This is a genomic window from Frondihabitans australicus, from assembly GCF_003634555.1.
Classification (GTDB): Bacteria; Actinomycetota; Actinomycetes; order Actinomycetales; family Microbacteriaceae; genus Frondihabitans; species Frondihabitans australicus.
In genome coordinates, this window is sequence record NZ_RBKS01000001.1 from 1,303,295 (window position 1) to 1,329,094 (window position 25,800).

Genomic DNA, 25,800 nt, shown 5'->3' on the forward strand with positions numbered 1-25,800 from the left:
CGCGTGGCCCCCGAAGGAGGGGTCGCGCAGCCGCCGGCAAGGCGGGAGGCTGACCTCGTGACGACGCAGGGGGCCTCGGCGACGAGGGACGACGACGATGTGCGAATCGCACAGCTGTGCCTGGACCTGGGGAAGGCGCGCGAGGCACGGACGATCCTCACGCGGGTGATCGCTGCTGGCGACGACACCCCGACGACGGCCCTCCTGATGGCACAGGCCTGCTTCGCGACGCGGGCAACCCGGGAAGGCCTCGACTTCGCACGACGAGCAGTTGGTCGGGACCCCGAGAACGCCTGGGGATGGCGACTCCTCGCAGCAAACGCCGCCGCGAATCGCGACCATGACATCGCCTTCGCAGCCGTGCTGCGGGCCATCGAACTGGACCCGGACAACTGGCGCACCCACGCGGAGCGCGTCGAAGTCGACATGGCGTGCAAGCGCGCACACGAGGACACCTGGGATTCGGCCCAGAGGGCGGTGGAACTCGCCGGCGACGAGGCCGGCCCGTTCCTCACGAGCGCGCGTCTTGCTCGCTACAACGGTCATCTCGACGGGGCGAAGATGTTCTATCGAGAGGCTCTCAAGCGCGACCCGGGAAACAGCGAGGCCACGCACGGCATCGCGAGGGCTCGACTCGACAGCAACGACATGGCCGGCGCGACGGTCGCGTTCTCCGACATGCTCGCCAGGAACCCGCGATCACGCTCCGCATCGCGATCCCTACGCCGTGCCGTGCTGCGGACTCTCGAGTGGGTGACCGGCATCCTGCTTGTCGGGCTCATCGTCGTCGGCATGCTCGCGATTCTCGGTGACGTCGACCACGGTGCTGCGGTGGTGAAGGCATTGCTGGCGGTCACCCTCGCCCTCATCCTCGCCGGCCTCGTGTTCGCCTTCGACCGATACCGGCGCGGATTGGGGGAGGGCGGACCGGAATTCCTGCGTAGCCTGCCGCGCCTGAGCCCCGGCCTCATGGTGCTCGCGGCGTTGCAGGCCCTGGTGCTCGTGTGCGGGATCCTGCTCGTCGTGACGCTCATCGCCGGGCACGGCGGAGGCGGCCTCGGACTCACCACGGCCGTCGCTGCCATCGGAGCCAGCGGGGGCATCGTCGCCTGTCTGCTCTACACCGGCGTCTTTCGCGCAGCCCTCTGAGAGGCGAGCACGGCCGGCGACGGCGGGCCACGGGCCACACGGGGCGACCCGCTACACTTGACGGTGGCCTTTCGGGCCCCGCATCTTCAACGACTCAATAAAGGACTCTCGCGCATGGCCACCACAAACGACATCAAGAACGGCGCCGTTCTCAACCTCGACGGCCAGCTGTGGAACGTCGTCGAGTTCCAGCACGTCAAGCCGGGCAAGGGCGGCGCGTTCGTCCGCACCAAGATGAAGAACGTCATGACCGGCAAGGTCGTCGACAAGACGTTCAACGCGGGCACGAAAGTCGACTTCGCGAACGTCGACCGCCGCGAGTACCAGTACCTCTACGCCGAGGCCGACGGCTACGTGTTCATGGACACCACCGACTACGACCAGATCAACATCCCGGCGACCGTCGTGGGCGACGCGAAGAACTTCATGCTCGAGAACCAGAACGTCCAGGTCGCCCTGCACGACGGCACCCCGCTCTACATCGAGCTTCCCGCCTCGGTCGTGCTCGAGGTCACGTACACCGAGCCCGGCCTCCAGGGCGACCGCTCGACCGGAGGCACCAAGCCCGCCACCGTCGAGACCGGCTACGAGATCCAGGTGCCGCTGTTCCTCGAGACCGGCACCAAGGTCAAGGTCGACACGCGCGACGGCTCGTACCTCGGCCGCGTCAACGACTAGGCGCCGCTGACTTCGTGAGCGCACGGACCAAGGCGCGCAAGCGCGCCCTCGACATCCTCTACGTCGCCGACATCCGGCAGATCCCGATCGACGACGCCCTCGTCGCCGAGACGCAGCGGGCCATGAACGAGCCCGAGCGGAGCTCCTCCTGGGGCTACGCGCGCGACATCGTCCAGGGCGTCATCGAGCACCGTCCCGAGATCGACGAGCTCATCGAGACGTACTCGCAGGGGTGGACCCTGCAGCGGATGCCTACGATCGATCGTGCGATCCTGCGCATCGGCATCTGGGAGCTCTCGCACAACCCCGACATCCCGCACCCCGTCGCCATTTCGGAGGCCGTCGAGCTGGCGCAGAGCCTGTCGACCGACGACTCCGCGAGCTTCGTGAACGGGCTGCTGGCCCGGATCGCGTCGACGATCAGCGCGTAGACGCCGCACGCCACCACCGAACCGCCGCTCGGCGGTCGATCCTCTCCTCGGCGAGGTTCGATCGCCGGGCGGCGGTTTCGTACGCACCCGTCCAGCATCCCGTAACCAGTTGTGCACAACAGAGTTGCGCGCGACGTGATAGCGTCGAGCCATGTCCACGACAGCGGCGGCAGCACCGGCCCCGAAGCTCGACGAGCAGATCTGCTTCGCGCTCTACAGCGCGTCGCGCGCTCTCACGGCGACGTACCGCGAGCTCCTGGCGCCCCTGGGCCTCACCTACCCGCAGTACCTCGTCATGCTCGCGCTGTGGGAGGCCGACGGGCACGAGCCCGTGTCGGTGTCGCAGCTGGGCGAGCGTCTGCACCTCGAGTCGGGCACGCTCTCGCCGCTCCTGCGCCGCCTCGAAGCCCAGGGCCTCGTCGTGAAGACCCGCGCCGCCGGCGACGAACGCGTCGTCGAGCTCACGCTGACAGACCAGGGGCGCAGGATGCACGGCGAGACCACCCGCATCGGCCAGGGCATCTGCGCCGCCACGGGTCTCACCACCGAGGCCCTCATGGTGCTGCAGCAGCAGATCACCTCGCTCGCCGAGCACGCCCGCGCCGCCCTCTGACCCTCACCCACCTCAGCACCACCCACACGAAGGAGACACCATGCCCACACGCACCGCACGCACCGCCTGGAACGGAAGCCTCGAGGAAGGCTCGGGCCAGGTCGAGCTGACCTCGTCGAAGCTCGCCACGTTCGACGTCTCGTTCCCGAAGCGCGCCGCCGACGAGGCCGGCGGCTTCACCAGCCCCGAAGAGCTGATCGCCGCGTCGCACTCGGCCTGCTACGCGATGCAGTTCTCGGCTCTCCTCGGTGCGGCCGGCGGCACGATCGAGGCGCTCGACGTCAAGGCCGACGTCTCGCTCGGCCCGGACTCGTCGGACGGCGGCTTCAAGCTGACCGGCATCAAGCTCACGGTCCGCGGCGAGGTCTCGGGCGTCGACGCCGCCCAGTTCGCCGACGCCGCGAACGCCGCCAAGGCCAGCTGCCCGATCTCGAAGGCCCTCACCGGGGTCGAGATCACCCTCGACGCCGAGCTCGAGCAGTAGCCCGCGCACAGTGACCCTCGACGCCCCGCCGACCACCGTCGGCGGGGCGTCGTCGTCTCTGCCTCCCCGCGAGAGGCGGTAGGGTGAGAGGACCACCTTGCATCTGTCCCGAGAGACAGCAGGCCGTACGAGAGACGGGAAAGGAGGTCCGGTTGAGCACCAGAACAGTGCTGAATCAGGCTGACATCACACGCGCGCTCACGCGCATCGCCCACGAGATCCTCGAGGGCAACAAGGGGGCCGACGACCTCGTCGTCATGGGCATCCCCACGCGAGGGGTCTTCCTCGGCGATCGAGTCGCCGCGGCCCTCGCCGACATCTCCGGTCAGTCCGTCCCGGTCGGGGCGATCGACGCGACCCTCTACCGCGACGACCTGCGGCGACAGCCGACGCGTGCGCCCCGGCCGACGAGCGTGCCCGAGGGTGGCATCGACGGCAAGACCGTGGTCCTGGTCGACGACGTGCTCTACTCGGGCCGCACGATCCGCGCCGCGCTCGACGCGCTGAGCGCCATCGGGCGGCCGCGCGCCGTCCGGCTCGCGGTGCTGGTCGACCGCGGCCACCGCGAGCTGCCGATCCGCGCCGACTACGTCGGCAAGAACCTCCCGACCTCGACCTCCGAGCGCATCTTCGTGCACGTCGACGACGTCGACGGCTCCGACGAGGTCGTCATCGACAGCGGGGAGGCGGGGGAGTGAAGCACCTTCTCAGCACGTCCGACCTCACCCGCGACGACGCGATCCGCATCCTCGACATCGCCGAGGACATGGCGGCCGTCTCCACCCGCGAGGTCCGCAAGCTGCCGACGCTCCGCGGCATCACGGTCGTCAACCTGTTCTTCGAGGACTCCACGCGCACCCGAATCTCGTTCGAGGCCGCGGCGAAGCGCCTCAGCGCCGACGTCATCAACTTCGCCGCGAAGGGCTCGAGCGTCTCGAAGGGCGAGTCCCTGAAGGACACCGCGCAGACCCTCGCGGCCATGGGCGCCGACGGCATCGTGATCCGCCACCCGGCCTCCGGCGCTCCCCGGGTGCTCGCCGAGAGCGGCTGGGTCGACGCCGGGGTGGTGAACGCCGGCGACGGCACGCACGAGCACCCCACGCAGGCTCTCCTCGACGCGTTCACGATGCGCCGCAGGATCCACGGCACAGCCTCGCGGGGCCGCGACCTGGCCGGCGTCAAGGTCCTCATCGTCGGAGACATCCTGCACTCGCGGGTCGCCCGCTCGAACGCCTGGCTGCTGAAGACGCTCGGCGCCGACGTGACGTTCGTCGCCCCGCCGACCCTGCTGCCGAACGGCGTGGGCGTCTTCGGCGTCGACGTCGACTACGACCTCGACGCCGCGCTCGCGCGCGTCACACCGGACGTCGTGATGATGCTGCGCATCCAGCAGGAGCGCATGAACGAGGCCTTCTTCCCCAACGGCCGCGAGTACTCGCGCGCCTGGGGCCTCACGGCCGAGCGGTTCCGCCGCCTGCCCGAGTCGACGCTCGTCATGCACCCCGGCCCGATGAATCGCGGCCTCGAGATCAGCGACGAGGCGGCCGACTCGCCGCAGTCGACCGTCCTCGAGCAGGTCACCAACGGCGTCGCCGTCCGGATGGCCGTGCTCTACCTGACCCTCGCCGGCGAGAGCGCCGGCCCGAACGGAGGCGCCGAATGAGCGACACCGCAGCGAACGGCGCGCACGCCGACTACCTCGTCAAGGGCGCGGAGCTCTCCGACGGGCGCGTGACCGACATCCTCATCGGGTCCGACGGCAACGGCTCGGGCGTCGTCAAGGCGATGGGCACGAACCTCACCCAGGCCGGTGCGACCGAGATCGACGCTCACGGACTCCTCGCACTTCCAGGCCTCGTCGACCTGCACACGCACCTGCGCGAACCCGGCTTCGAGGGCAGCGAGACCGTCCTCACCGGATCCCGTGCCGCGGCGGCGGGCGGCTTCACGGCGGTGAACGCCATGGCGAACTCGTCGCCCGTCGCCGACACCGCCGGCGTCGTCGAGCAGGTCCAGGCCCTCGGCGACCGGGCCGGCTACGTCACGGTGCGTCCGATCGGAGCCGTGTCACAGGGTCTCGCCGGCACGCATCTCTCCGAGATCGGCGCCATGGCGTCGTCGAAGGCCAGGGTCCGCGTCTTCTCGGACGACGGCTCCTGCGTCGCCGACCCCCTGCTGATGCGTCGCGCGCTCGAGTACATCAAGGGCTTCGGCGGCGTGCTCGCGCAGCACGCGCAGGAGCCCCGGCTCACCGTCGGCGCGCAGATGAACGAGGGCGAGCTCTCCGCCACCCTCGGGCTCGGCGGCTGGCCCGCGGTCGCCGAGGAGGCGATCATCGCCCGCGACGTCCTGCTGGCTCACCACGTCGGCGCCCGCCTGCACGTCTGCCACGTGTCGACCGCCGGCAGCGTCGAGGTGATCCGGTGGGCGAAGTCGCGCGGGTTCGACGTGACGGCCGAGGTCACGCCGCACCACCTGCTCCTGACCGAAGACCTCGTCGCGACCTACGACGCCCGCTACAAGGTGAACCCGCCGCTGCGCAGCTCCGACGACGTCGAGGCCCTTCGCCAGGCCCTGGCCGACGGCACGATCGACATCGTCGCCACCGACCACGCCCCGCACACCAAAGAGGCGAAGGCCTGCGAGTGGGCCGGAGCCGCGAACGGCATGGTCGGCCTCGAGTCGGCGCTCAGCGTCGTCCAGGCGACGATGGTCGACACCGGCCTGATCGGCTGGGGCGACGTCGAGCGCATCCTCTCCGCCGCACCCGCGCGCATCGGTCAGGTCGAGGGCCACGGGCAGCCGATCGGCGTGGGGTCACCGGCCGAGATCACGCTCTACGATCGAAGTGTGACCAGGAATTTCTCGGTCGACGACCTCGCCGGCAAGAGCACCAACTCGCCCTACCTCAATCGCGAGCTGCCCGGGCGCGTCATCTCGACCTTCCACGCCGGGTACGCCACCGTGCTCGACGGCCGCGTCCTCGACGCGGCCGAGATCGAGCAGGCCGCGGCACTCGGCGCAGGAGCGACCCGATGATCGACTGGGTGATCGGCGCCGGGTTCCTGGTCGCCTGCGGCCTCGTGTACCTGCTCATGCGCTGGGGCTGGAAGCGGCGGGGCCGACGACAGTCGGGCGTCGCCGCCCCGATCCCCGCTCCCGCCGACCTCGGCACGCCGCGTCACACGAGCGACCTGTTCTACGTCGCCACCGCGAACGCGCAGAACCGCCTCGACCGCATCGTCACCGGCGGCCTCGGGTTCCGCGCCCGGGCCGTGGTCGAGGTGCACGACGAGGGAGTGGTGCTCGATCTCGCCGGAGTCGCCCCGATCCTGATCCCGCGCGCCGACCTCCGCTCGGTCGGCCGCGCCACCTGGACCATCGACCGCGTCGTCGAGGCGGACGGGCTCGTGCAGCTCGGCTGGCGCCTCGGCGACCTCGACGTCGACACCTTCCTGCGCGACCCGGACGACCCGCGTCCGCTGATCGCCGCCATCGAATCGCTCATCGCCACGGCAGGCGCAGCCCCCACCAGAGGAGACACCACCCCGTGACAACCGTCACCAGCAGCACCCCCGCAGTCCTCGTCCTCGAAGACGGCAGCCGCTTCACCGGCCGCGCCTACGGCGCTATCGGCCGCACCCTCGGCGAAGCGGTCTTCGCCACCGGCATGACCGGCTACCAGGAGACCCTCACCGACCCGTCCTACGCCGGGCAGATCGTCGTCATGACCGCGCCGCACATCGGCAACACCGGCGTGAACGACGAGGACCCCGAGTCGCGCCGCATCTGGGTGGCCGGCTACGTGGTCCGCGACGCCAGCCGCGTCGTCTCCAACTTCCGGGCCGACGGCACGCTCGACGACCAGCTGGTCGACGACGGCATCGTCGGCATCCGCGGCGTCGACACCCGCGCGATCACGCGGCGCCTCCGCGACACAGGCTCGATGAAGGCCGGGATCTTCTCCGGCTCCGAGGCCGAGATCCCCGAGGCCGAGATGCTCGAGATCGTCAAGGCCGGCCGCGACATGCGCGGGCTCAACCTCTCCAGCGAGGTCTCGACCGCCGAGCGGTACGACGTCCCTGCCGTGGGCGAGCGCATCGGCTCGCTCGCCGTGCTCGACCTCGGCGTGAAGACGTCGACCGTGCGCTACCTCTCCGAGCGCGGCTTCGACGTCATGGTCCTGCCGCAGTCGCTGACCTCCGCCGAGCTGCGCGAGATCGGGCCAGACGCCCTCTTCTACTCGAACGGTCCCGGCGATCCTGCGGCCTCCGACTCCCAGGTCGAGCTGCTGCAGGGGGCCCTGCGCGACGGGCTGCCGTTCTTCGGCATCTGCTTCGGCAACCAGCTGCTCGGCCGCGCCCTCGGCTTCGGCACGTACAAGCTGCCGTTCGGTCACCGCGGCATCAACCAGCCGGTGTGGGACAAAACGACCGGCACCGTCGAGATCACCAGCCAGAACCACGGCTTCGCGGTCGACGCCCCGATCGACGGCGTGCTCGAGTCGCCCGCCGGGTTCGGCCGGGTCGAGGTGAGCCACTTCTCGCTCAACGACCACGTGGTCGAGGGCCTGCGCGCGCTCGACATCCCCGCGTTCAGCGTCCAGTACCACCCCGAGGCCGCCGCCGGCCCGCACGACGCCAACCACCTGTTCGACCGGTTCCGCCAGCTCGTCATCGAGCGCACGTCCGGCAGCCAGACCTCCACCGAAAGCCTCTGATGCCCAAGCGCCCCGACATCAACTCCGTCCTCGTCATCGGCTCCGGCCCCATCGTCATCGGCCAGGCCGCCGAGTTCGACTACTCGGGCACGCAGGCCTGCCGCGTCCTCCGCGAGGAGGGCGTCCGCGTGATCCTCGTGAACCCGAACCCGGCGACGATCATGACCGACCCCGGCTTCGCCGACGCGACCTACATCGAGCCGATCACCTCCGAGATCCTCGAGGCGATCATCGTGAAGGAGCGCCCCGACGCGATCCTGCCGACCCTCGGCGGCCAGACCGCGCTCAACGCGGCGATCGCCCTCGACAAGGAGGGCATCCTCGCCAAGCACGGCGTCGAGCTCATCGGCGCGAAGGTCGACGCGATCAACCGCGGCGAAGACCGGCAGATCTTCAAAGACCTGGTGATCGAGTCCGGAGCCGAGGTGGCCCGCTCGCACATCACTCACACCCTCGACGAGGCGATCACGGCCGCCGACGACCTCGGCTACCCGCTCGTCGTCCGCCCCAGCTTCACCATGGGCGGCCTCGGCTCCGGCTTCGCGCACACCCGCGACGAGCTGATCCGCATGGTGACCGACGGTCTCCACTCCAGCCCGACCACCGAGGTGCTCCTCGAGGAGTCGATCCTCGGCTGGAAGGAGTACGAGCTCGAGCTCATGCGCGACACGGCCGACAACACGGTCGTGATCTGCTCGATCGAGAACGTCGACCCGGTCGGCGTCCACACCGGCGACTCGATCACGGTGGCGCCCGCGCTCACGCTCACCGACCGCGAGTACCAGCGGATGCGCGACATCGGCATCGACATCATCCGCCGCGTGGGCGTCGACACCGGCGGCTGCAACATCCAGTTCGCCGTCGACCCGGCCAACGGCCGCATCATCGTCATCGAGATGAACCCCCGCGTGTCGCGATCGAGCGCCCTCGCCTCGAAGGCGACCGGCTTTCCGATCGCGAAGATCGCCGCGAAGCTGGCCATCGGCTACCGCCTCGACGAGATCCCGAACGACATCACCAAGGTCACCCCGGCGTCGTTCGAGCCGACCCTCGACTACGTCGTGGTCAAGGTGCCGCGGTTCGCCTTCGAGAAGTTCCCCGCCGCCGACACCACGCTCACCACGACGATGAAGAGCGTCGGCGAGGCCATGGCGATCGGCCGCAACTACACGACCGCCCTGCAGAAGGCGCTGCGCTCGCTCGAGAAGCGCGGCTCCAGCTTCCACTGGGAGGGTCACCCCGGCAGCGTGTCGGAGCTCCTGGAGCTCGCCGCCACGCCGACCGACGGCCGCATCGTCACCGTCCAGCAGGCCCTGCGCGCCGGCGCCACCCCCGAGCAGGTGTTCGAGGCGACCAAGATCGACCCCTGGTTCGTCGACCAGATCGTGCTGATCAACGAGGTCGCCGAGCGCGTGAAGAACGCCGACGAGCTCGACTACGACACGATGGCCGAGGCGAAGGACCACGGGTTCAGCGACGCCCAGATCGCGCAGCTGCGCGGTCGGCAGGAGCACGACATCCGCGACCACCGCCACTACCTGGGTCTGCGCCCGGTCTACAAGACCGTCGACACGTGCGCCGGCGAGTTCCCGGCGCTCACGCCGTACCACTACTCGTCGTACGACTTCGAGACCGAGGTGGCGCCGTCCGACCGTCGCAAGGTGATCATCCTCGGCTCCGGCCCGAACCGCATCGGGCAGGGCGTCGAGTTCGACTACTCGTGCGTGCACGCGTCCTTCGCGCTCTCCGACGCCGGCTTCGAGACGATCATGATCAACTGCAACCCCGAGACGGTCTCGACCGACTACGACACCAGCGACCGGCTCTACTTCGAGCCGCTGACCCTGGAGGACGTCCTCGAGGTCATCCACGCCGAGAGCGCCTCCGGCGAGCTCGTCGGCGTCGTCGTGCAGCTCGGCGGCCAGACGGCTCTCGGGCTCGCGCAGGGCCTCGCCGCGGCGGGCGTGCCGATCCTGGGCACCACGCCCGACGCGATCGACTCGGCCGAAGAGCGTGGCCTCTTCTCGCAGATCCTCGAGCAGGCCGGCCTGCTCGCGCCCCGCAACGGGATCGGCACCGACGCGGCCACGGCCATCGCCGTCGCGGAAGAGATCGGCTATCCGGTGCTCGTGCGGCCGTCGTACGTGCTCGGCGGCCGCGGCATGGAGATCGTGTACTCGTCCGAGCTCCTGAGCGACTACTTCACCAGGGTCAAAGACCAGGTGATCATCGGCCCCGGCCAGCCGCTGCTCGTCGACCGCTTCCTGGACGACGCGGTCGAGATCGACGTCGACGCCCTCTACGACGGCGACGAGCTCTACATCGGCGGGATCATGGAGCACATCGAGGAGGCCGGAATCCACTCCGGCGACTCGAGCTGCACCCTGCCGCCGGTCACCCTCGGCAAGGGCGAGATCGCCCGAGTCCGCGAGGCGACGCTCGCCATCGCCCAGGGCATCGGCGTGTCGGGCCTGCTCAACGTGCAGTTCGCGATCGCCGCAGGCGTGCTCTACGTGCTCGAGGCGAACCCGCGCGCGAGCCGCACCGTGCCGTTCGTGTCGAAGGCGCTCGGCATCCCGCTGGCGAAGGCCGCCTCGCTCGTCATGGTCGGGCACTCGATCCGCTCGCTTGTCGAGTCGGGCCTCCTGCCCGTGCGCGACGGCTCCGACGTTCCACTCGACTCGCCGATCTCGGTGAAGGAGGCCGTGCTGCCGTTCAAGCGCTTCCGCACGGTCGAGGGCCAGGTCGTGGACTCCGTCCTCAGCCCGGAGATGCGCTCCACCGGCGAGGTCATGGGCATCGACCGCGACTTCCCGCGGGCGTTCGCGAAGAGCCAGGACGCCGCGTACGGCGGCATCCCGTCGAAGGGCGTCGTGTTCGTCTCGGTGGCGGATCACGACAAGCGCGCGATCGTTCTGCCGATCCTGCGCCTCCAGCAGCTCGGCTTCGAGATCCTCGCGACCGAGGGCACCGCGACGGTGCTCGTGCGCAACGGGATCAAGGCGAAGGTCGTCGGCAAGTTCTCGGAGGGCGGCGAGAGCGTCGTCGACCTCATCAACCGCGACGAGGTCGACATCGTGGTGAACACGCCGACCGGCTCGTCGGGTCGCGCCGACGGCTACGAGATCCGGGCCGCGACGGTCGCCGCCGACAAGGCGCTGTTCACGACCATCGCCCAGCTCGGCGTGGCCGTGGCCTCGATCGAGTCCACGCACACCGGCTACGACGTCACCAGCCTGCAGGACTACGAGCGCGAGCGGCAGGCCGCACTCGTGCGCGAGGCCGAGGCGGTCAAGTGACCTCAGCGTTCGGTGCCCGGCTCGCCGACTCGTTCGGCCGGGCCGGGCAGCTGTGCGTCGGCATCGACCCGCACCCCTACCTGCTGACCGAGTGGGGGCTGCCGGTCGACGCCTCCGGCGCCCGCGAGTTCGGTCTGCGTCTCGTCGACGCGGCCGCCGGGCGCGCCGCGGTGGTCAAGCCCCAGGTGGCGTTCTACGAGCGCTACGGCTCGGCCGGGTTCGTCGCGCTGGAGGCCGTGCTGGCCGCCGCGCGCGACACCGATCTGCTCGTCATCGGCGACGCGAAACGCGGCGACATCGGCACGACCATGGACTCGTACGGCGACGCGTGGCTCGACGACTCCTCGCCTCTCCGCGTCGACGCGGTCACCGTGGCGACCTACCAGGGCCTCGGCGCCAACACCGGGTTCCTCGCCAAGGCGCGCGCGACGGGCCGCGGCGTGTTCGTGCTCGCCGCGACCTCGAATCCCGAGGCGCATCTCACGCAGACGGCACGTCTGGCGTCGGGAGCGACCGTCGCGGCCGGTATCGTCGACGACGTGCTCTCCGACAACCAGGCCGCAGGATCAGACACTCTCGGCTCCGTCGGCCTCGTGCTCGGCGCCACCCTCGACCTCGGGGAGTACGGCATCGACCTCGGCCGCCTGACCACGACGCCGATCCTCGCGCCCGGCTTCGGGGCGCAGGGTGCGCTCTACTCCGACGTCGCGCGCCTGTACGGCCCCGCCGCGGGCGCCGTCCTCGTCTCCGCGTCGCGGTCGATCGCGCAGGGCGGCCCCGCAGGCGTCGCCGCGGCGATCGACGAGGCGAACCGAGAGGTGGCCTCGTGCCTCGCATGACCCCGCCGCCGGTCGACCGTGCCGCAGCCGCGAAGGCCGCCGTCGCCGCACGGCGCGCCCGTGCCGCCGTGAAGCGAGACGTCGCCGACCGCACCCGCACCGCGCTCGAGGTGGCGGACGCCGGCTGGGCCGGGGAGGCGACCGCACCCGAGGCGACGCTGCGCGTGCGCGAACTGCTCACGAGCATCCCGGGCATCGGCCCGACCCGCGTCGCTCGGATCATGGAGCAGCTCGGCATCGCCGAGTCGAAGCGCGTCGGAGGCCTCGGCGTCCGTCAGCGGGCGACGCTGTCGACGTGGCTGCAGCAGCGGGAGTCGAGGGGGCGACTCAAGTCGCGCCTCGTCGTGCTGGCCGGCCCGACGGCCGTCGGCAAGGGCACCGTGTCGAGCTACATCCGCGACAACTACCCCGACGTCCACCTCTCCATCTCGGCCACGACGCGCAAGCCGAGGCCGGGCGAGGTCGACGGCGTGCACTACTACTTCGTCGACGACGCCGAGTTCGACCGGATGATCGCCGAGCACGAGCTGCTCGAGTACGCCACCGTTCACAACTCGTTCCGCTACGGCACGCCGCGTCCGCCGATCGACGCGGCTCTCGACCGCGGCCGGAGCGTGCTCCTCGAGATCGACCTGCAGGGAGCACGCCAGGTGCGGGCCGTGATGCCGGAGGCCGTCCTGGTGTTCCTGCTGCCCCCGACCTGGGAAGAACTGGTGCGCCGCCTCATCGGCCGCGGCACCGAGGACAAGGCCGAGCAGCAGCGTCGTCTCGAGACCGCGAAGGTCGAACTCGCCGCCCAGGACGAGTTCGACGCGAAAGTCGTGAACAGCGACGTCGCCCAAGCCGCCCAGGAGGTCGTAGACTTGATGGCATTGCCTGCGGCGCACTCGCGCGCCCTCCGGCAACCAGAACTCTAGGAGGCACCATGGCCGACAGGACCAAGGGCATCATCGACCCGCCCATCGACGACCTGCTCTCGAAGGTCGAGTCGAAGTACGCGCTCGTCATCTTCGCGTCGAAGCGCGCGCGTCAGATCAACGACTACTACGCCGACCTTCACGAGGGGAGCCTGTTCGACAACGTGGGCCCGCTCGTCGACTCCACGATCGACGACAAGCCCCTCTCGGTCGCGATGCACGAGATCAACGAGGACAAGCTGACCTCGAAGCCGCTCGAGGTCGCTCCCGCCGAGTAGCCGCAGCGTCCACGAAGGCGGGCCGTCCCTCTCCGGGCGGCCCGCCTTCGTCGTGCCGCCCGGCCGCCCCGCCCCCGTCCCGCCCTCGCGCCGCCGAGTGGCACGAAAACGTTGATGATGGCGGCGTCGATCAGCCCTGTCGTGCCACTCGGCGTCACGCAGGAAGCCCTGTCGGAGGGCGGCGCTAGGCTGGATGAGCCGAACGGCAGCCGCCACCGCACCACCTTGAGGAATCCTTGACACGCACCCGCGATCTCCGCCTGTTCACGTCCGAGTCGGTCACCGAGGGCCACCCCGACAAGATCTGCGACCAGATCTCCGACGGCATCCTCGACGCCCTCCTCGCCGTCGACCCGCACAGTCGCGTGGCGGTCGAGACGCTGGTCACCACGGGCCTCGTGCACGTCGCGGGCGAGGTCACGACCACCGGCTACGTCGACATCCCGACCATCGTGCGCGACCTCATCACGGGCATCGGCTACAACGACTCGTCGGTCTCGTTCGACGGCCGCACCTGCGGCGTCGAGGTCTCCATCGGCGCCCAGTCGCCCGACATCGCACAGGGCGTCGACGTGGCGCTCGAAGCCCGCACGGGGGGCGACGACGACCGTCTGAGCCAGCAGGGCGCCGGCGACCAGGGCATCATGTTCGGCTTCGCCACGACCGAGACGCCGCAGCTCATGCCGCTCCCGATCTGGCTCGCCCACCGCCTCGCCGAGCGACTCAGCGCCGTCCGCAAGGAGGGCCTCCTCGGCTACCTGCGCCCCGACGGCAAGACCCAGGTCACGATCGGCTACGACGGCACCACACCCGTCACGGTCGACACCGTGGTGCTGTCGACGCAGCACTCGCCGCAGGTGTCGATGCTCGACCTCGAGCGCGAGGTCATCGAGCACGTCATCAGGCCCGTCCTCGCCGCCGAGGCACCCGGCCTCGACACCTCCGAGACCACGTTCATCATCAACCCGACCGGCCGGTTCGAGATCGGCGGTCCGCAGGGCGACGCCGGCCTCACGGGGCGGAAGGTGATCGTCGACACCTACGGCGGCGCGTCCCGTCACGGCGGCGGCGCCTTCTCGGGCAAAGACCCCTCGAAGGTCGACCGATCGGCCGCCTACGCCATGCGCTGGGTGGCCAAGAACGCCGTCGCGGCCGGCCTCGCCGACCGCCTCGAGGTGCAGGTCGCCTACGCGATCGGCCGCGCCGCACCGGTCGGCCTCTACGTCGAGACGTTCGGCACGAACCACGTCGACGACGAGACGATCATCCGAGCCATCGGCGAGGTCTTCGACCTCCGACCGGCCGCGATCATCCGCGACCTCGACCTCCTCCGCCCGATCTACGGGCAGACGGCCACCTACGGCCACTTCGGCCGCGACCTGCCCGACTTCACGTGGGAGCACCTCGACCGCGTCGACGCCCTCCGCGCCGCTGCCGGGCTCGCCCCCGCCGCCTAGAGGGCGCGAGCCCGTGGCTGTCGCGCGGGTGCTGGTCGACACCCCGCTGCCGCAGCTCGACCGGCTCTTCGACTACGCCGTGCCGGCGAAGCTCGCGGCCGACATCGGTCCGGGCATGCGCGTTCGCGTGCCGCTCCGCACCGCCGGCCGCATGGCCGACGCGTTCGTCGTCGAGGTGGTCGACACGAGCGAGCACGAGGGCACGCTGAGCGAGGTCGACGAGATCATCTCGACGGTGCCGGTGCTCGCGCCCGAGGTGTGGCGCCTGGCCAGGGCGGTCGCCGACCGCGCCGGCGGATCAGCGAGCGACGTGCTGCGGCTGGCCGTGCCCACGAGACAGGTGCGGGTCGAGAAGCAGTGGCTGGCGGCTCGGGCCGAGGGTGCCTCGGCTCCTGCGCCCCTGCCCGTCGTCACGGCACCCGAGGCCGTGGCGGGCTACCGCTCGACCGACCTGCGTGCCGCCCTCCGCGCCCGCGCGCGGCTCGCACTCGACGCGGTGCCGCTGCTGGTCGAGCTGTCGCCGGCCGCCGGGGCAGAAGACCCCGAGGGCGCAGGAGCACGCGCCACCCCTCCCGGCGACACCCCCACGCCCCCGAACCTCTGGGTCGGCCGCTGGGCCGCGACGCTGGCGACCCTGGCGGCGATGACGGTCGCCGAGGGCGAGAACGCGATCCTGGCCGTCCCCGACTACCGCGACCAGGAGCAGCTCGTGACCGCCCTCGAGGCCGTGGTGCCGCGCGCGCGCATCGTGCGGCTCGACGCCAAGCAGTCGAACCCGGAGCGCTACCGGGCGATGCTGCGGGCGCGAGGCGACGAGGCGCTGGTGCTCGTCGGCAACCGCTCGGTGCTGCTGGCGCCGTCCGAGCGTCTCGGCCTGATCGCGGTGTGGGACGACGGCGACCCGCTCTACTCCGAACCTCTCGCGCCGTACGTCCACGCCCGCGACACCGCGCTGCTGCGTGCCGAGCAGCAGAACGCCGCGCTGGTGTTCGCCGGCCACGCGCGCTCGACCGACGTGCAGCGGCTGGTCGAGATCGGCTGGCTCATCGAGGTGCTGCCCGACCCGCGCTACCAGCCGCACGTGATCCCGACGATGCAGCAGGGGTCGAGCGAGGGCTTCGCCGCCAACGCCCGCATCCCGTCGTCGGCCTGGGCGTCGGCCAAAGCCGCGGTCGAGTTCGGCCCCGTGCTCGTGCAGGTCGCCCACCCCGGCTACGCACCGCGCCTGGCCTGCGCCGAGTGCGGCGACGTCGCCCGCTGCCTGAAGTGCTCGGGGCCGCTGCAGAAGCACGACTCCGGCGCCGTCCCCGCCTGCGCCTGGTGCGGCGCCCTCGCGGTCGGCTGGCACTGCCAGACCTGCGAGAACACGACGATGCGCTCGATCGGCACCGGCGCCGGCCGCACCGCCGACGAGCTCGGCCGGGCGTTCCCCGGGGTGAAGGTCGTCGTCTCCGACGGCTCGCGGCAGATCACCCGGGTCGACGACGAGCCGGCGATCGTGGTGGCGACCCGCGGGGCCGAGCCGGTCGCTCCAGGCGGGTATCGGGCGATCCTGCTGCTCGACGGTGAGCGCATGCTCGCCCGCGAGAGCCTGCGCGTGGCGGAAGACTGCCTGCGCTGGTGGTCCGACGCCATCGCCCTCGCGGCGCACCGGGCGCCCGTGCACCTGGTCGGCGTCGGGGGAGCCCTCGCCTCCGCCCTCGCGACCTGGACCCTGCCGCGCTTCGTCTCGACCGAGCTCGCCGACCGGCGGCACCTGCGGTTCCCGCCCGCAGTGCGGGTGGCGACTCTGACCGGGCAGACGGCCGTGGTCGAGAAGGCCGTCGACGCCCTGCCCGAGGCCGCGCGGCACGAGGTCCTCGGCCCGGTCGACGTGCCGGGAGGCACCGTGCGGGCGATCGTGCGCTTCGACTACGCGCAGGGGGCGGACGTCGCGCGGCTCCTGCGCAGCCAGGTGATCCGCGCCGCGACCGACCGCCGCCGGCCGCCCAAGGGCTCGCGCGACGACGGTCGCCGCGTCGCCCCTCCTACACTCAGAGTGCGGTTCGACGACGTCGAGCCGTTCTCCGACTGACACCGAAAGCCTCTTCTTGCGTCTCGTCTTCGCGGGCTCTCCCGCCGCCGCCGTCCCGTCGCTCCGCGCCCTCGCGGCCTCGCCCGACCACGAGGTCGCGGCCGTCCTCACCCGCGACGACACGCCGCAGGGCCGCAAGCGGGTGCTGACGCCGACACCGGTCGCCGACGCCGCCGCAGAGCTCGGCATCCCGGTCATCAAGGCCCGCCGCATCACCGACGAGGTCACGAGCGCGATTGTCGAGACGCAGGCCGACCTGGGCGTCATCGTCGCCTACGGCGCCCTCTTGCGCGAACCTCTGCTCTCGACGCTGCGCCTCGGCTGGATCAACCTACACTTCTCGCTCCTGCCCCGCTGGCGGGGCGCCGCTCCCGTACAGCGGGCGCTGATCGCGGGCGACACCGAGACCGGCGCGGCCGTCTTCCAGCTGGTGCCCGAGCTCGACGCGGGCGTCGTCCACGGGCAGATCACCAAGCCTCTCCACGGCGACGAGACCGCGGGCGTGCTCCTCGGCGAGCTCGCCATCTCGGGCGCGCTGCTGCTGTCGCGGGTCGTCGACGAGATCGGCGCCGGCACGTCGACGCCCGTCGAGCAGCAGGGCGACGTCACTCTCGCCCCGAAGCTCACACTCGACGACGCCCGCCTCGACCCCTCGCAGCCCGCCGCCGCCGTCTACGACCGCTTCCGGGGCGTCACCCCCGAGCCCGGCGCCTTCGTCGAGGTCGCAGGAGCCCGGCTCAAGCTCCTCGCCGCGAAGCCCGCCGGCCCCGGCACCCCGGCCGTCCCCGCCGGAGCCTTCCTGCTCGACGGTCGGCGCGCGCTCCTCGGCGCCGGCGGCGGCGCCCTCGAGCTCGTCACCGTGCAGCCCGCCGGCAAGAAGCCGATGGCGGCGGCGGACTGGCTCCGGGGCGTCGCCTCGCGAGAGACTCTGCGCGTCGACGACCCGGCGGCCGAGGCCGACGGCCCCGCCGCGCCCGGCACCGCATCGGCGACCGGGGCCGCCTCGTGAGCCGCGTCCAGCCCGCGCGCCGCGTCGCCCTCGAGGTCATCCGCGCCGTCGAGCAGGACGACGCCTACGCGAACCTCCTCCTGCCGCAGCGCATCGCGAAGGCGCGGCTCGACGCGAAGGACGCCGGCCTGGCGACCGAGCTGACCTACGGCACCCTCCGCATGCAGGGCTACTACGACCGCGTCATCGAGCTCGCCGCGCGCCGCCCGACCGCGAAGATCGACCCGGCCGTGCTCGACGTCCTGCGGCTCGGCACGCACCAGCTGCTGGCGACCCGCGTCGCGAGCCACGCCGCCGTCGACGAGTCGGTCACGCAGGTCCGCGACGCCGGCAAGGGACAGGCGTCGGGCTTCGTGAACGGCGTCCTCCGCACCATCTCGCGCGACACCCCCGAGTCCTGGCGTGCGCGCGTCCTCGACGCCGCCGAGGGTGTCGACGCCCGCCTCGCCGCCGAGTTCTCGCACCCCGAGTGGGTCGTCCGGGCGCTCCGCGGCGCCCTCGCCGCCGAGGGCCGGGCCGACGAGCTCGGCGAGCTGCTCGCGGCCGACAACGTGCCTCCGAGGGTGAGCCTGGTGGCGCTGCCCGGGCTCGACGAACCCGGCGCGGTCGCTGGCGTCGAGCCGGGGCGCTGGTCGCCGGTCGCGGTCACGGCACCGCCCGGGGATCCTGCGGCTCTGCCCTCGGTGAAGGCCGGCAAGGTTCGAGTGCAAGATGAAGGTTCGCAGCTCGCGGCTCTCGCCCTCTCGCGAGTCGCGCCGATCACTGCGGGCGAGCGCTGGCTCGACATGTGCGCGGGCCCCGGCGGCAAGGCGGCGCTGCTCGCCGCCGAGGCCCAGGCGGGCGGGGCGACCCTCGTCGCGAACGAGCTCGTTCCCGGGCGCGTGGGCCTGGTGCGGCAGGCCCTCGCGGCCTCCGGGCTCGAGGGCGTCGAGGTGCGGCAGGGCGACGCGGCCGAGATCGGGGCGCAGGAGCCGGCGTCGTACGACCGCATCCTGCTCGACGCCCCCTGTACCGGCCTCGGGGCCCTCCGCCGCCGGCCCGAGGCCCGCTGGCGCAAGCAGCCGCGCGACGTGGCCGACCTCGCGGCCCTTCAGGTGCGGCTCCTGGCGTCCGGCCTCGCCGCGCTGAAGCCCGGCGGCACTCTCGCGTACGTCACGTGCTCGCCGCACCTCGCGGAGACACGGGCTATCGTCGACGGGGGAGTGAAGCGGTTCGCCCGCGACGGCGGTGACGTCACGCTGCTCGACGCGCCCGCGGTGCTCGGCGGCATCGCCACGGCGCCGCTCGACCTGGGGCCGGGGCCGTTCGCCCAGCTGTGGCCGCACCGGCACGCCACCGACGCCATGTTCATCTCCCTGCTCGTCCGCGGCTGACCGGCGAAACACGCCGAAAGCCCCCGGTAGGCTTGATCCCGTGCCCGTTCGCATCAGCCCCAGCATCCTCTCGGCCGATTTCGTCAACCTCGAGCGCGACCTGAACCGCATCAGCGACGCCGACCTGGTCCACGTCGACGTGATGGACAACCACTTCGTGCCGAACCTCACCCTGGGCCTGCCGATCGTGCAGCGCATCCAGGAGGTCAGCCCGCTGCCGCTCGACGTGCACCTCATGATCGACGACGCCGACCGCTGGGCCCCGCTCTACGCCGAGACCGGCGCCTACTCGGTGACCTTCTCGGCCGAGGCCGCCCGCGACCCGCGCGCCCTGGCGAAGACGCTCCGCGGCGCCGGTGCTCGCGCCGCCGTCGCCATCAAGCCGGGCACGCCGGTCGAGCCGGTGCTCAAGTACCTCGACGACATCGACATGATCCTGGTGATGACGGTCGAGCCCGGCTTCGGCGGCCAGTCCTTCATGGACGACACGATGCCCAAGCTCCGCGCCGCCCGCGAGGCGATCGACGCCTCCGGCCGCGACGTCTGGCTCGAGGTCGACGGCGGCATCAACGACACGACCATCCTCACCGCGGTCGAGAACGGCGCCGACACGATCGTCGCCGGCTCGTCGGTCTACGCGTCGAAGCCGGGCGAGGGCACCGAGACCGGCCCCGCCGAGCGCATCGCCGCCCTTCGCGCCGCCGCGGCCCGGGTAGCGTAGTCGCCGTGAAGACCTTCGACGAACTGTACGCAGAGCTGAGCCTCAAGGTGCGCGAGCGCCCCGAGGGCTCCGGCACCGTCAAGGAGTTCGACGGCGGCGTGCACCAGATCGGCAAGAAGATCGTCGAGGAGGCCGCCGAGGTGTGGATGGCCGCCGAGTACCAGAGCGACGACGAGTGCGCCGAAGAGATGTCGCAGCTGCTCTACCACGTGCAGGTGATGATGCTCGCGCGCGGCCTCACGCCGGCCGACCTCTACCGACATCTGTGAGCTGAGACCCCCACCTCGCTCACCTCCCACAGATCGGCACCCACGAACCCATGCTCCGCGTCGCAGTCCCCAACAAGGGCTCCCTCTCCGAGACCGCAGGCCAGATGCTCTCCGAGGCCGGCTATTCCGGCCGCCGCGACCCCAAGTCGCTCTACCTCGCCGACGAGCGCAACGGCGTCGAGTTCTTCTACCTCCGCCCGCGCGACATCGCGACCTACGTCGGCTCCGGCGCCCTCGACGTCGGCATCACCGGCCGCGACCTCCTGCTCGACTCCGGCTCGACGGCCAGAGAGGCCACCGCGCTCGACTTCGGCTCGTCGACCTTCCGCTTCGCTGGGCCCGCCGGCCGGTTCTCCGAGCTGAGCGACCTCCAGGGCCTCCGGATCGCGACGAGCTACGCCGGGCTCGTCGGCGACTTCCTCGCCAAGCACGGCGTCACGGCGACGCTCGTGTCGCTCGACGGCGCGGTCGAGAGCGCCGTGCAGCTCGGCGTGGCCGACGCGATCGCCGACGTCGTCGAGACGGGCACGACGCTCCGGGCGGCCGGCCTCGAGATCTTCGGCCCCGTGATCCTGAAGTCCACCGCCGTCCTCATCACCTCGCGCGACGACGTGCCCGGCCTCGACGTGCTGCAGCGTCGTCTTCACGGCGTCCTCGTGGCCCGGCAGTACGTGATGATGGACTACGACCTCCCGGTCCGCCTGCTCGACGAGGCCACGCGCATCGCGCCCGGCATCGAGTCGCCCACGGTCGCGCCGCTGCACGACCCCGAGTGGGCCGCCGTCCGCGTCATGGTGCCGCGCGCCGACACCAACCAGATCATGGACGCCCTGTACGAGATCGGCGCCCGGGCCATCCTGGTGACGCCCATCCACGCCGCGAGGCTGTGACCATGGGCGCAGGAGCAGACGAGAGCCGCACCCACGCAGGCCTCGCCGTCCGCGTGATCCCCTGCCTCGACGTCGCCGCCGGGCGCGTCGTCAAGGGCGTGAACTTCCTGAACCTCCGCGACGCCGGCGACCCGGTCGAGCTGGCGAAGACGTACTACGAGCAGGGCGCCGACGAGATCACGTTCCTCGACGTCACGGCGACGGTCGAGGAGCGCGCGACGATGTACGAGGTCGTAGCTCAGACGGCCGAGCAGGTGTTCATCCCGCTGACCGTGGGCGGGGGAGTCCGCTCGACCGACGACGTCGCCCGGCTCCAGGCGTCCGGCGCCGACAAGGTCGGCGTGAACAGCGCCGCGATCGCCCGCCCCGCCCTCGTCACCGAGATCGCGGACCGCTTCGGCGCCCAGTGCGTCGTGCTGTCGCTCGACGTCAAGCGATCCGAGCGCATGCCGTCCGGCTTCGTCGTGACCACCCACGGCGGCCGCACCGAGACCGACATCGACGCAATCGCATGGGCTCGTGAGGCGATCGAGCGCGGGGCCGGAGAACTGCTGGTCAACTCGATCGACGCCGACGGCACGAAGCAGGGCTACGACCTCGAGCTCGTCGCGCTCATGCGCGAGAACAGCACTGTGCCGGTGATCGCCTCGGGCGGCGCCGGGTCGCTCGACGACTTCGCTCCGGCGATCCGGGCGGGCGCCGATGCTGTGCTCGCGGCGAGTGTGTTCCACAATGGAGAGCTGACGATCGGCGAGGTCAAGCGATCCCTCGCCCAATCGGGCGCCGTGGTCCGCTGACCGCGGGCCCTCGCCACGCAGAGAACGACACGAGAGAAGACGACAGATGACCACCGAGCAGCCGCTCACTCGCGAGACCGTGGAGGCCGTCGTCGAACGGGCCGCGTTCGACGCGAAGGGGCTCCTGCCCGCGATCATCCAGGAGGAGTCCACGAAGGACGTCCTCATGATGGGATGGATGGATGCCGAGGCGCTCCGCCGCACACTGACCGAGGGTCGAGTCACCTTCTGGTCGCGGTCGCGCCAGGAGTACTGGCGCAAGGGCGACACCTCCGGACACTTTCAGTACGTCCGCGGTGCCGCCCTCGACTGCGACGGTGACACCCTCCTGGTGACCGTCGACCAGGTCGGAGCCGCGTGCCACACCGGTGAGCACGCCTGCTTCGACGTCGACCCTCTCTCCCCTCAGATCGGCTCTCGAAATGACCACCTCGTCCATGACTGACGGCTCCACCCCCGCTCCCTCCGCGACGACCGCGCCTGCCGCGCCGGCCGAGCCCCGCACCACCACCCGCGCCGAGTTCGACGCGCTCCTCGACGGCCACCGCGTCGTCCCTGTGCTCCGCGCCCTCTTCGCCGACGGCGAGACGCCCGTCGGCATCTACCGGAAGCTCGCCGAAGGCAGGCCGGGCACCTTCCTGCTCGAATCCGCCGAGCAGGGCGGCATCTGGAGCCGCTACTCGTTCGTCGGCGTGTCGTCGTTCGGCGTCCTGACGACCGCCGGCCCCCGCGCCGAGAGCACCTGGATCGACTACGGCATGAGCGCAGAGCGCGCCCTGGGCGGCGCGACGGGCGCACCGCTCGACGTCCTCTCGGCGCTCCACGAGCGCTGGAAGACCCCGGCGATGCCCGGCTTCCCCCCGCTGACCGGCGGCCTCGTCGGCTTCATCGGCTGGGAGACCGTGCGGCAGCTCGAGAACCTCCCCGACGCGCCGCCCGCCGAGTTCGAGGTGCCCGTCCAGGCACTGAGCTTCGCCTCCGAGCTTGTCGTCATCGACCATCGCACGGGCACCGCGTTCCTCATCGCGACCGCCCTCAACGACGGCGCCGACGACGCCGACACGCTGTGGGAGGGCGCGCAGCGTCAGCTCGACGAGCTCCAGCGACGCCTGGCGCAGCCGACCGAGACGTTCCTCGCCGACATCGACATGACGATCGAGCCGCAGCCGGTCCGCCGCTCGACCGACGACGACTACGCCGAGGCGATCCGCCGCTCGAAGGAGCACATCCACGACGGCGACGTCTTCCAGGTCGTCATCTCGCAGCGCTTCGACCACGAGCTCACCGCGTCGCCGATCGACGTCTACCGGGTGCTCCGCACGCTCAATCCGAGCCCGTACATGTACCTCGTGAGCCTCGAAGGCACGGACGGCACCCCGTACGCGATCGTCGGCTCGTCGCCCGAGGCCCTGGTGAAGGTCGCCGGCACGCGCGTCTACTCGCACCCGATCGCCGGGTCGAAGCCGCGCGGCGAGACCCCCGAGGCCGACGTCGCGCTGGCCGCGGCGCTCGAGGGCGACGACAAGGAGCGCGCCGAGCACCTCATGCTCGTCGACCTGGCCCGCAACGACCTCCTGAAGGTCTGCGTGCCCGGAACCGTCGAGGTGACCGAGTTCATGCACGTCGAGCGCTTCAGCCACATCATGCACCTGGTCTCCAGCGTCGAGGGCGACCTCACCCCGGGCAAGAACGCCATCGACGCCTTCCGCGCGACGTTCCCGGCGGGCACGCTCTCGGGCGCGCCGAAGCCGCGTGCCCTCGAGATCATCGACGCGCTCGAACCCGCGCGCCGCGGCGTCTACGGCGGGGTCGTCGGCTACTTCGACTTCGCCGGCTCGGCCGACGTCGCGATCGCGATCCGCACCGTGCTCCTGCAGCCCGGCATCGCCCGTGTCCAGGCCGGCGCCGGACTCGTCGCCGACTCCGACCCCGTCGCCGAGAACCAGGAGGCACGCAACAAGGCCGCCGCGCCCCTCCGCGCGGTCGCCGTCGCCAATGCCATGAAGGGCCTGCACTGATGTCTTCCGAGGGCGCTCCGGCCGACGGGCTTCCCGATCCTGCGACCGCAGGATCCGAGACGCCGACCGACCGAGACGCCGATCGCGCCGCGACCCGCCCGGGCCGCCGCCTCCGGCTCTACTCGATCCTCATCGGCCTCGCCCTCTCGGGCGTGGTCTTCCTCGCCTACAGCCAGACCTGGTTCTCGCTCGACGTGTCGAGCCCGCAGGGCGGCGACAGCACGGTGACCGTCGCGGGCAGCGCGGCGGGCGCCGCGCTGTCGGCGCTCGCTCTGGCCGGGCTGGCGCTGTTCTGCGCGATCACGATCGCCGGGCGGGTGTTCCGCGTGATCCTGGGTGCCCTCGAGGTGGTCCTGGGCGGCTGCGTCGTCCTCGCGGCGGGGCTCGGCATCGGCGACCCGGTGAAGGCCTCCGAGACGTCGATCACGAACGTCACCGGCGTGAGCGGCACGGCCTCGGTGCGCGCTCTCGTCCAGAGCCACTCGATGACCGCGTGGCCGATCGTCGCCGTCGCAGCCGGCGTGGCGATGGCCGTTCTGGGCGTCGCCGTCGTCGTGACCTCGCGCCGATGGCCCACCGGGAGCCAGCGCCGATACCAGGCGATCCGCGTGGTCGACGCAGCCGCGCCGACCGACCCCGTGGTCGCGTGGGACACCCTCTCGACCGGCGCCGACCCGACGGCCGAGCCCGGCGACAACCGATAGACTCATTTCACCCCGTGATACAAGGAGCACCGTGAGCACGCAGACGACCAACGACGCAGGCCTCGCCCAGGCGAGCCAGCACCACGAAGAGCACGACGCCGAGGGCAACTCGATCGCCGCGTGGACGGCCGTCGTCATCATGCTCGTCGGCTTCGCCTTCGGCACCATCGCCTTCTGCGCCGCGATCCCGGCGCTCGTCTGGGTCGGAGCAGCCATCCTCGTGATCGGACCGATCGTGGGTGGCATCCTGAAGAAGATGGGCTACGGCGTGGGCGGTCACCGCTACGTGCCGAAAGCGCACAACTAGTGCTCGACGACCTCTTCGCGGGCGCGGCCGCCGACGCCGAGGCCCGCCGCTCCCTCGTCTCCCTGGCCGACGTCGAGCGCGCCGCACTGGCACGCCCGGCGGCCCTCGACGCACGCGCCGCGCTGCAGCCCGCCGACCAGGTGAAGATCATCGCCGAGGTGAAGCGCGCGAGTCCGTCCCGCGGTCCCCTCTCGGCGATCCCCGACCCCGCCTCGCTCGCCCTCTCGTACGAGACCGGCGGCGCCAGCGCGATCAGCGTGCTGACCGAGGGGCGCAAGTTCAAGGGCACGCTCGGCGACCTCGAGGCCGTCCGCGAGGTCGTCTCGGTGCCCGTCCTGCGCAAGGACTTCATCTCCGAGCCGTACCAGGTGTTCGAGGCCCGTGCCGCGGGCGCCGACCTCGTGCTCCTCATCGTGGCGGGCCTCGACCAGAAGACCCTCGTCGAACTCCACGAGCTCGTCCAGCAGCTCGGGATGACCGCCCTCATCGAGACGCACTCCGCCGACGAGGTCGTCCGCGGCCTCGACGCGGGCGCCGCGGTCCTCGGCGTGAACGCCCGCGATCTCACCACCTTCGAGCTCGACCAAGACCTCTTCGGCTCCCTGGCCGACAGCATCCCGTCCGGCGTCGTCCGCGTGGCCGAATCCGCCGTGAAGGCGCCGGCCGACGTCGCGCACTACCGCCGCGCCGGGGCCGACGTCGTGCTCGTGGGCGAGGCCCTCGTCACGCACGGCGACCCGGTCGACGCCCTCACCGCCTTCCTGGAGGTCTGA

General features: G+C 71.5%; 27 protein-coding genes. All 27 read left to right on the top strand.

The window, feature by feature from the left end:
• Positions 1-57 precede the first annotated feature (57 nt).
• The 27 genes from C8E83_RS19405 (at position 58) to trpC (ending at position 25,800) form a co-directional block, all read left to right on the top strand.
• Entirely contained in the window at positions 58-1,149 is a 1,092-nt protein-coding gene (locus tag C8E83_RS19405) for a tetratricopeptide repeat protein (protein WP_170159857.1), read from the top strand.
• A 114-nt stretch (positions 1,150-1,263) separates the two neighbouring features.
• Positions 1,264-1,827, top strand: coding sequence for an elongation factor P (efp, locus tag C8E83_RS05990; RefSeq protein ID WP_121368881.1), 564 nt, complete (start codon positions 1,264-1,266; stop codon positions 1,825-1,827).
• Between the two features lie 14 nt (positions 1,828-1,841).
• A complete protein-coding gene (gene nusB, locus C8E83_RS05995) occupies positions 1,842-2,258 on the top strand; it encodes a transcription antitermination factor NusB (RefSeq protein WP_121368882.1) in 417 nt (138 codons plus the stop codon).
• Positions 2,259-2,409: 151 nt separating this feature from the next.
• On the top strand, positions 2,410-2,871 hold the full coding sequence (locus tag C8E83_RS06000; protein ID WP_121368883.1) for a MarR family winged helix-turn-helix transcriptional regulator: 462 nt from the start codon (positions 2,410-2,412) through the stop codon (positions 2,869-2,871).
• Between the two features lie 40 nt (positions 2,872-2,911).
• Entirely contained in the window at positions 2,912-3,355 is a 444-nt protein-coding gene (locus tag C8E83_RS06005) for an OsmC family peroxiredoxin (protein ID WP_121368884.1), read from the top strand.
• 152 nt (positions 3,356-3,507) lie between these two features.
• Positions 3,508-4,053, top strand: a complete 546-nt coding sequence (pyrR, locus tag C8E83_RS06010; RefSeq protein ID WP_121368885.1) for a bifunctional pyr operon transcriptional regulator/uracil phosphoribosyltransferase PyrR — start codon at positions 3,508-3,510, stop codon at positions 4,051-4,053.
• On the top strand, positions 4,050-5,018 hold the full coding sequence (locus tag C8E83_RS06015) for an aspartate carbamoyltransferase catalytic subunit (RefSeq protein WP_121368886.1): 969 nt from the start codon (positions 4,050-4,052) through the stop codon (positions 5,016-5,018). Before pyrR ends, C8E83_RS06015 begins: the two co-directional genes overlap by 4 nt.
• Positions 5,015-6,394 (top strand): dihydroorotase, encoded by a 1,380-nt coding sequence (locus C8E83_RS06020; protein WP_121368887.1) that lies wholly within the window; start codon positions 5,015-5,017, stop codon positions 6,392-6,394. Before C8E83_RS06015 ends, C8E83_RS06020 begins: the two co-directional genes overlap by 4 nt.
• Entirely contained in the window at positions 6,391-6,909 is a 519-nt protein-coding gene (locus C8E83_RS06025) for a PH-like domain-containing protein (RefSeq protein WP_121368888.1), read from the top strand. The genes C8E83_RS06020 and C8E83_RS06025 overlap by 4 nt, the downstream gene beginning before the upstream one ends.
• On the top strand, positions 6,906-8,075 hold the full coding sequence (carA, locus tag C8E83_RS06030; RefSeq protein ID WP_121368889.1) for a glutamine-hydrolyzing carbamoyl-phosphate synthase small subunit: 1,170 nt from the start codon (positions 6,906-6,908) through the stop codon (positions 8,073-8,075). The genes C8E83_RS06025 and carA overlap by 4 nt, the downstream gene beginning before the upstream one ends.
• Positions 8,075-11,374 (top strand): carbamoyl-phosphate synthase large subunit, encoded by a 3,300-nt coding sequence (carB, locus tag C8E83_RS06035; RefSeq protein ID WP_121368890.1) that lies wholly within the window; start codon positions 8,075-8,077, stop codon positions 11,372-11,374. Before carA ends, carB begins: the two co-directional genes overlap by 1 nt.
• Positions 11,371-12,213, top strand: coding sequence for an orotidine-5'-phosphate decarboxylase (pyrF, locus tag C8E83_RS06040; RefSeq protein ID WP_121368891.1), 843 nt, complete (start codon positions 11,371-11,373; stop codon positions 12,211-12,213). Before carB ends, pyrF begins: the two co-directional genes overlap by 4 nt.
• Positions 12,210-13,130 carry a guanylate kinase gene (gmk, locus tag C8E83_RS06045; RefSeq protein WP_121368892.1) on the top strand — a complete coding sequence of 307 codons (921 nt, stop codon included), beginning with the start codon at positions 12,210-12,212 and terminating at the stop codon, positions 13,128-13,130. The genes pyrF and gmk overlap by 4 nt, the downstream gene beginning before the upstream one ends.
• A gap of 8 nt (positions 13,131-13,138) precedes the next feature.
• Positions 13,139-13,408 (top strand): DNA-directed RNA polymerase subunit omega, encoded by a 270-nt coding sequence (rpoZ, locus tag C8E83_RS06050; RefSeq protein ID WP_121368893.1) that lies wholly within the window; start codon positions 13,139-13,141, stop codon positions 13,406-13,408.
• Positions 13,409-13,644: 236 nt separating this feature from the next.
• Positions 13,645-14,865: a methionine adenosyltransferase gene (gene metK / locus C8E83_RS06055; RefSeq protein WP_121368894.1), complete on the top strand. Its 1,221-nt coding sequence runs from the start codon at positions 13,645-13,647 to the stop codon at positions 14,863-14,865.
• Between the two features lie 13 nt (positions 14,866-14,878).
• Complete coding sequence (locus C8E83_RS06060) at positions 14,879-16,939, top strand: primosomal protein N' family DNA-binding protein (RefSeq protein WP_121368895.1); 2,061 nt, start codon at positions 14,879-14,881, stop codon at positions 16,937-16,939.
• Positions 16,940-16,955: 16 nt separating this feature from the next.
• On the top strand, positions 16,956-17,948 hold the full coding sequence (gene fmt / locus C8E83_RS06065) for a methionyl-tRNA formyltransferase (RefSeq protein WP_121368896.1): 993 nt from the start codon (positions 16,956-16,958) through the stop codon (positions 17,946-17,948).
• Positions 17,945-19,321, top strand: a complete 1,377-nt coding sequence (locus C8E83_RS06070) for an RsmB/NOP family class I SAM-dependent RNA methyltransferase (protein ID WP_121368897.1) — start codon at positions 17,945-17,947, stop codon at positions 19,319-19,321. The genes fmt and C8E83_RS06070 overlap by 4 nt, the downstream gene beginning before the upstream one ends.
• A gap of 40 nt (positions 19,322-19,361) precedes the next feature.
• Entirely contained in the window at positions 19,362-20,042 is a 681-nt protein-coding gene (gene rpe, locus C8E83_RS06075) for a ribulose-phosphate 3-epimerase (RefSeq protein WP_121368898.1), read from the top strand.
• 5 nt (positions 20,043-20,047) lie between these two features.
• A complete protein-coding gene (locus tag C8E83_RS06080) occupies positions 20,048-20,311 on the top strand; it encodes a phosphoribosyl-ATP diphosphatase (RefSeq protein ID WP_121368899.1) in 264 nt (87 codons plus the stop codon).
• A gap of 50 nt (positions 20,312-20,361) precedes the next feature.
• The gene (gene hisG / locus C8E83_RS06085; protein WP_121368900.1) at positions 20,362-21,201 is read left to right on the top strand and encodes an ATP phosphoribosyltransferase; all 840 of its coding nucleotides are present in this window, start codon (positions 20,362-20,364) and stop codon (positions 21,199-21,201) included.
• 2 nt (positions 21,202-21,203) lie between these two features.
• Positions 21,204-21,998 (top strand): imidazole glycerol phosphate synthase subunit HisF, encoded by a 795-nt coding sequence (gene hisF, locus C8E83_RS06090; RefSeq protein WP_121368901.1) that lies wholly within the window; start codon positions 21,204-21,206, stop codon positions 21,996-21,998.
• A gap of 46 nt (positions 21,999-22,044) precedes the next feature.
• On the top strand, positions 22,045-22,443 hold the full coding sequence (gene hisI, locus C8E83_RS06095) for a phosphoribosyl-AMP cyclohydrolase (protein ID WP_121368902.1): 399 nt from the start codon (positions 22,045-22,047) through the stop codon (positions 22,441-22,443).
• Positions 22,421-24,016, top strand: coding sequence for an anthranilate synthase component I (locus tag C8E83_RS06100; protein WP_245981440.1), 1,596 nt, complete (start codon positions 22,421-22,423; stop codon positions 24,014-24,016). The genes hisI and C8E83_RS06100 overlap by 23 nt, the downstream gene beginning before the upstream one ends.
• Positions 24,016-24,720: a Trp biosynthesis-associated membrane protein gene (locus C8E83_RS06105; protein WP_121368904.1), complete on the top strand. Its 705-nt coding sequence runs from the start codon at positions 24,016-24,018 to the stop codon at positions 24,718-24,720. Before C8E83_RS06100 ends, C8E83_RS06105 begins: the two co-directional genes overlap by 1 nt.
• 112 nt (positions 24,721-24,832) lie before the next feature.
• Positions 24,833-25,027, top strand: coding sequence for a DUF6704 family protein (locus C8E83_RS06110; RefSeq protein ID WP_121371767.1), 195 nt, complete (start codon positions 24,833-24,835; stop codon positions 25,025-25,027).
• On the top strand, positions 25,027-25,800 hold the full coding sequence (trpC, locus tag C8E83_RS06115; RefSeq protein ID WP_121368905.1) for an indole-3-glycerol phosphate synthase TrpC: 774 nt from the start codon (positions 25,027-25,029) through the stop codon (positions 25,798-25,800). Before C8E83_RS06110 ends, trpC begins: the two co-directional genes overlap by 1 nt.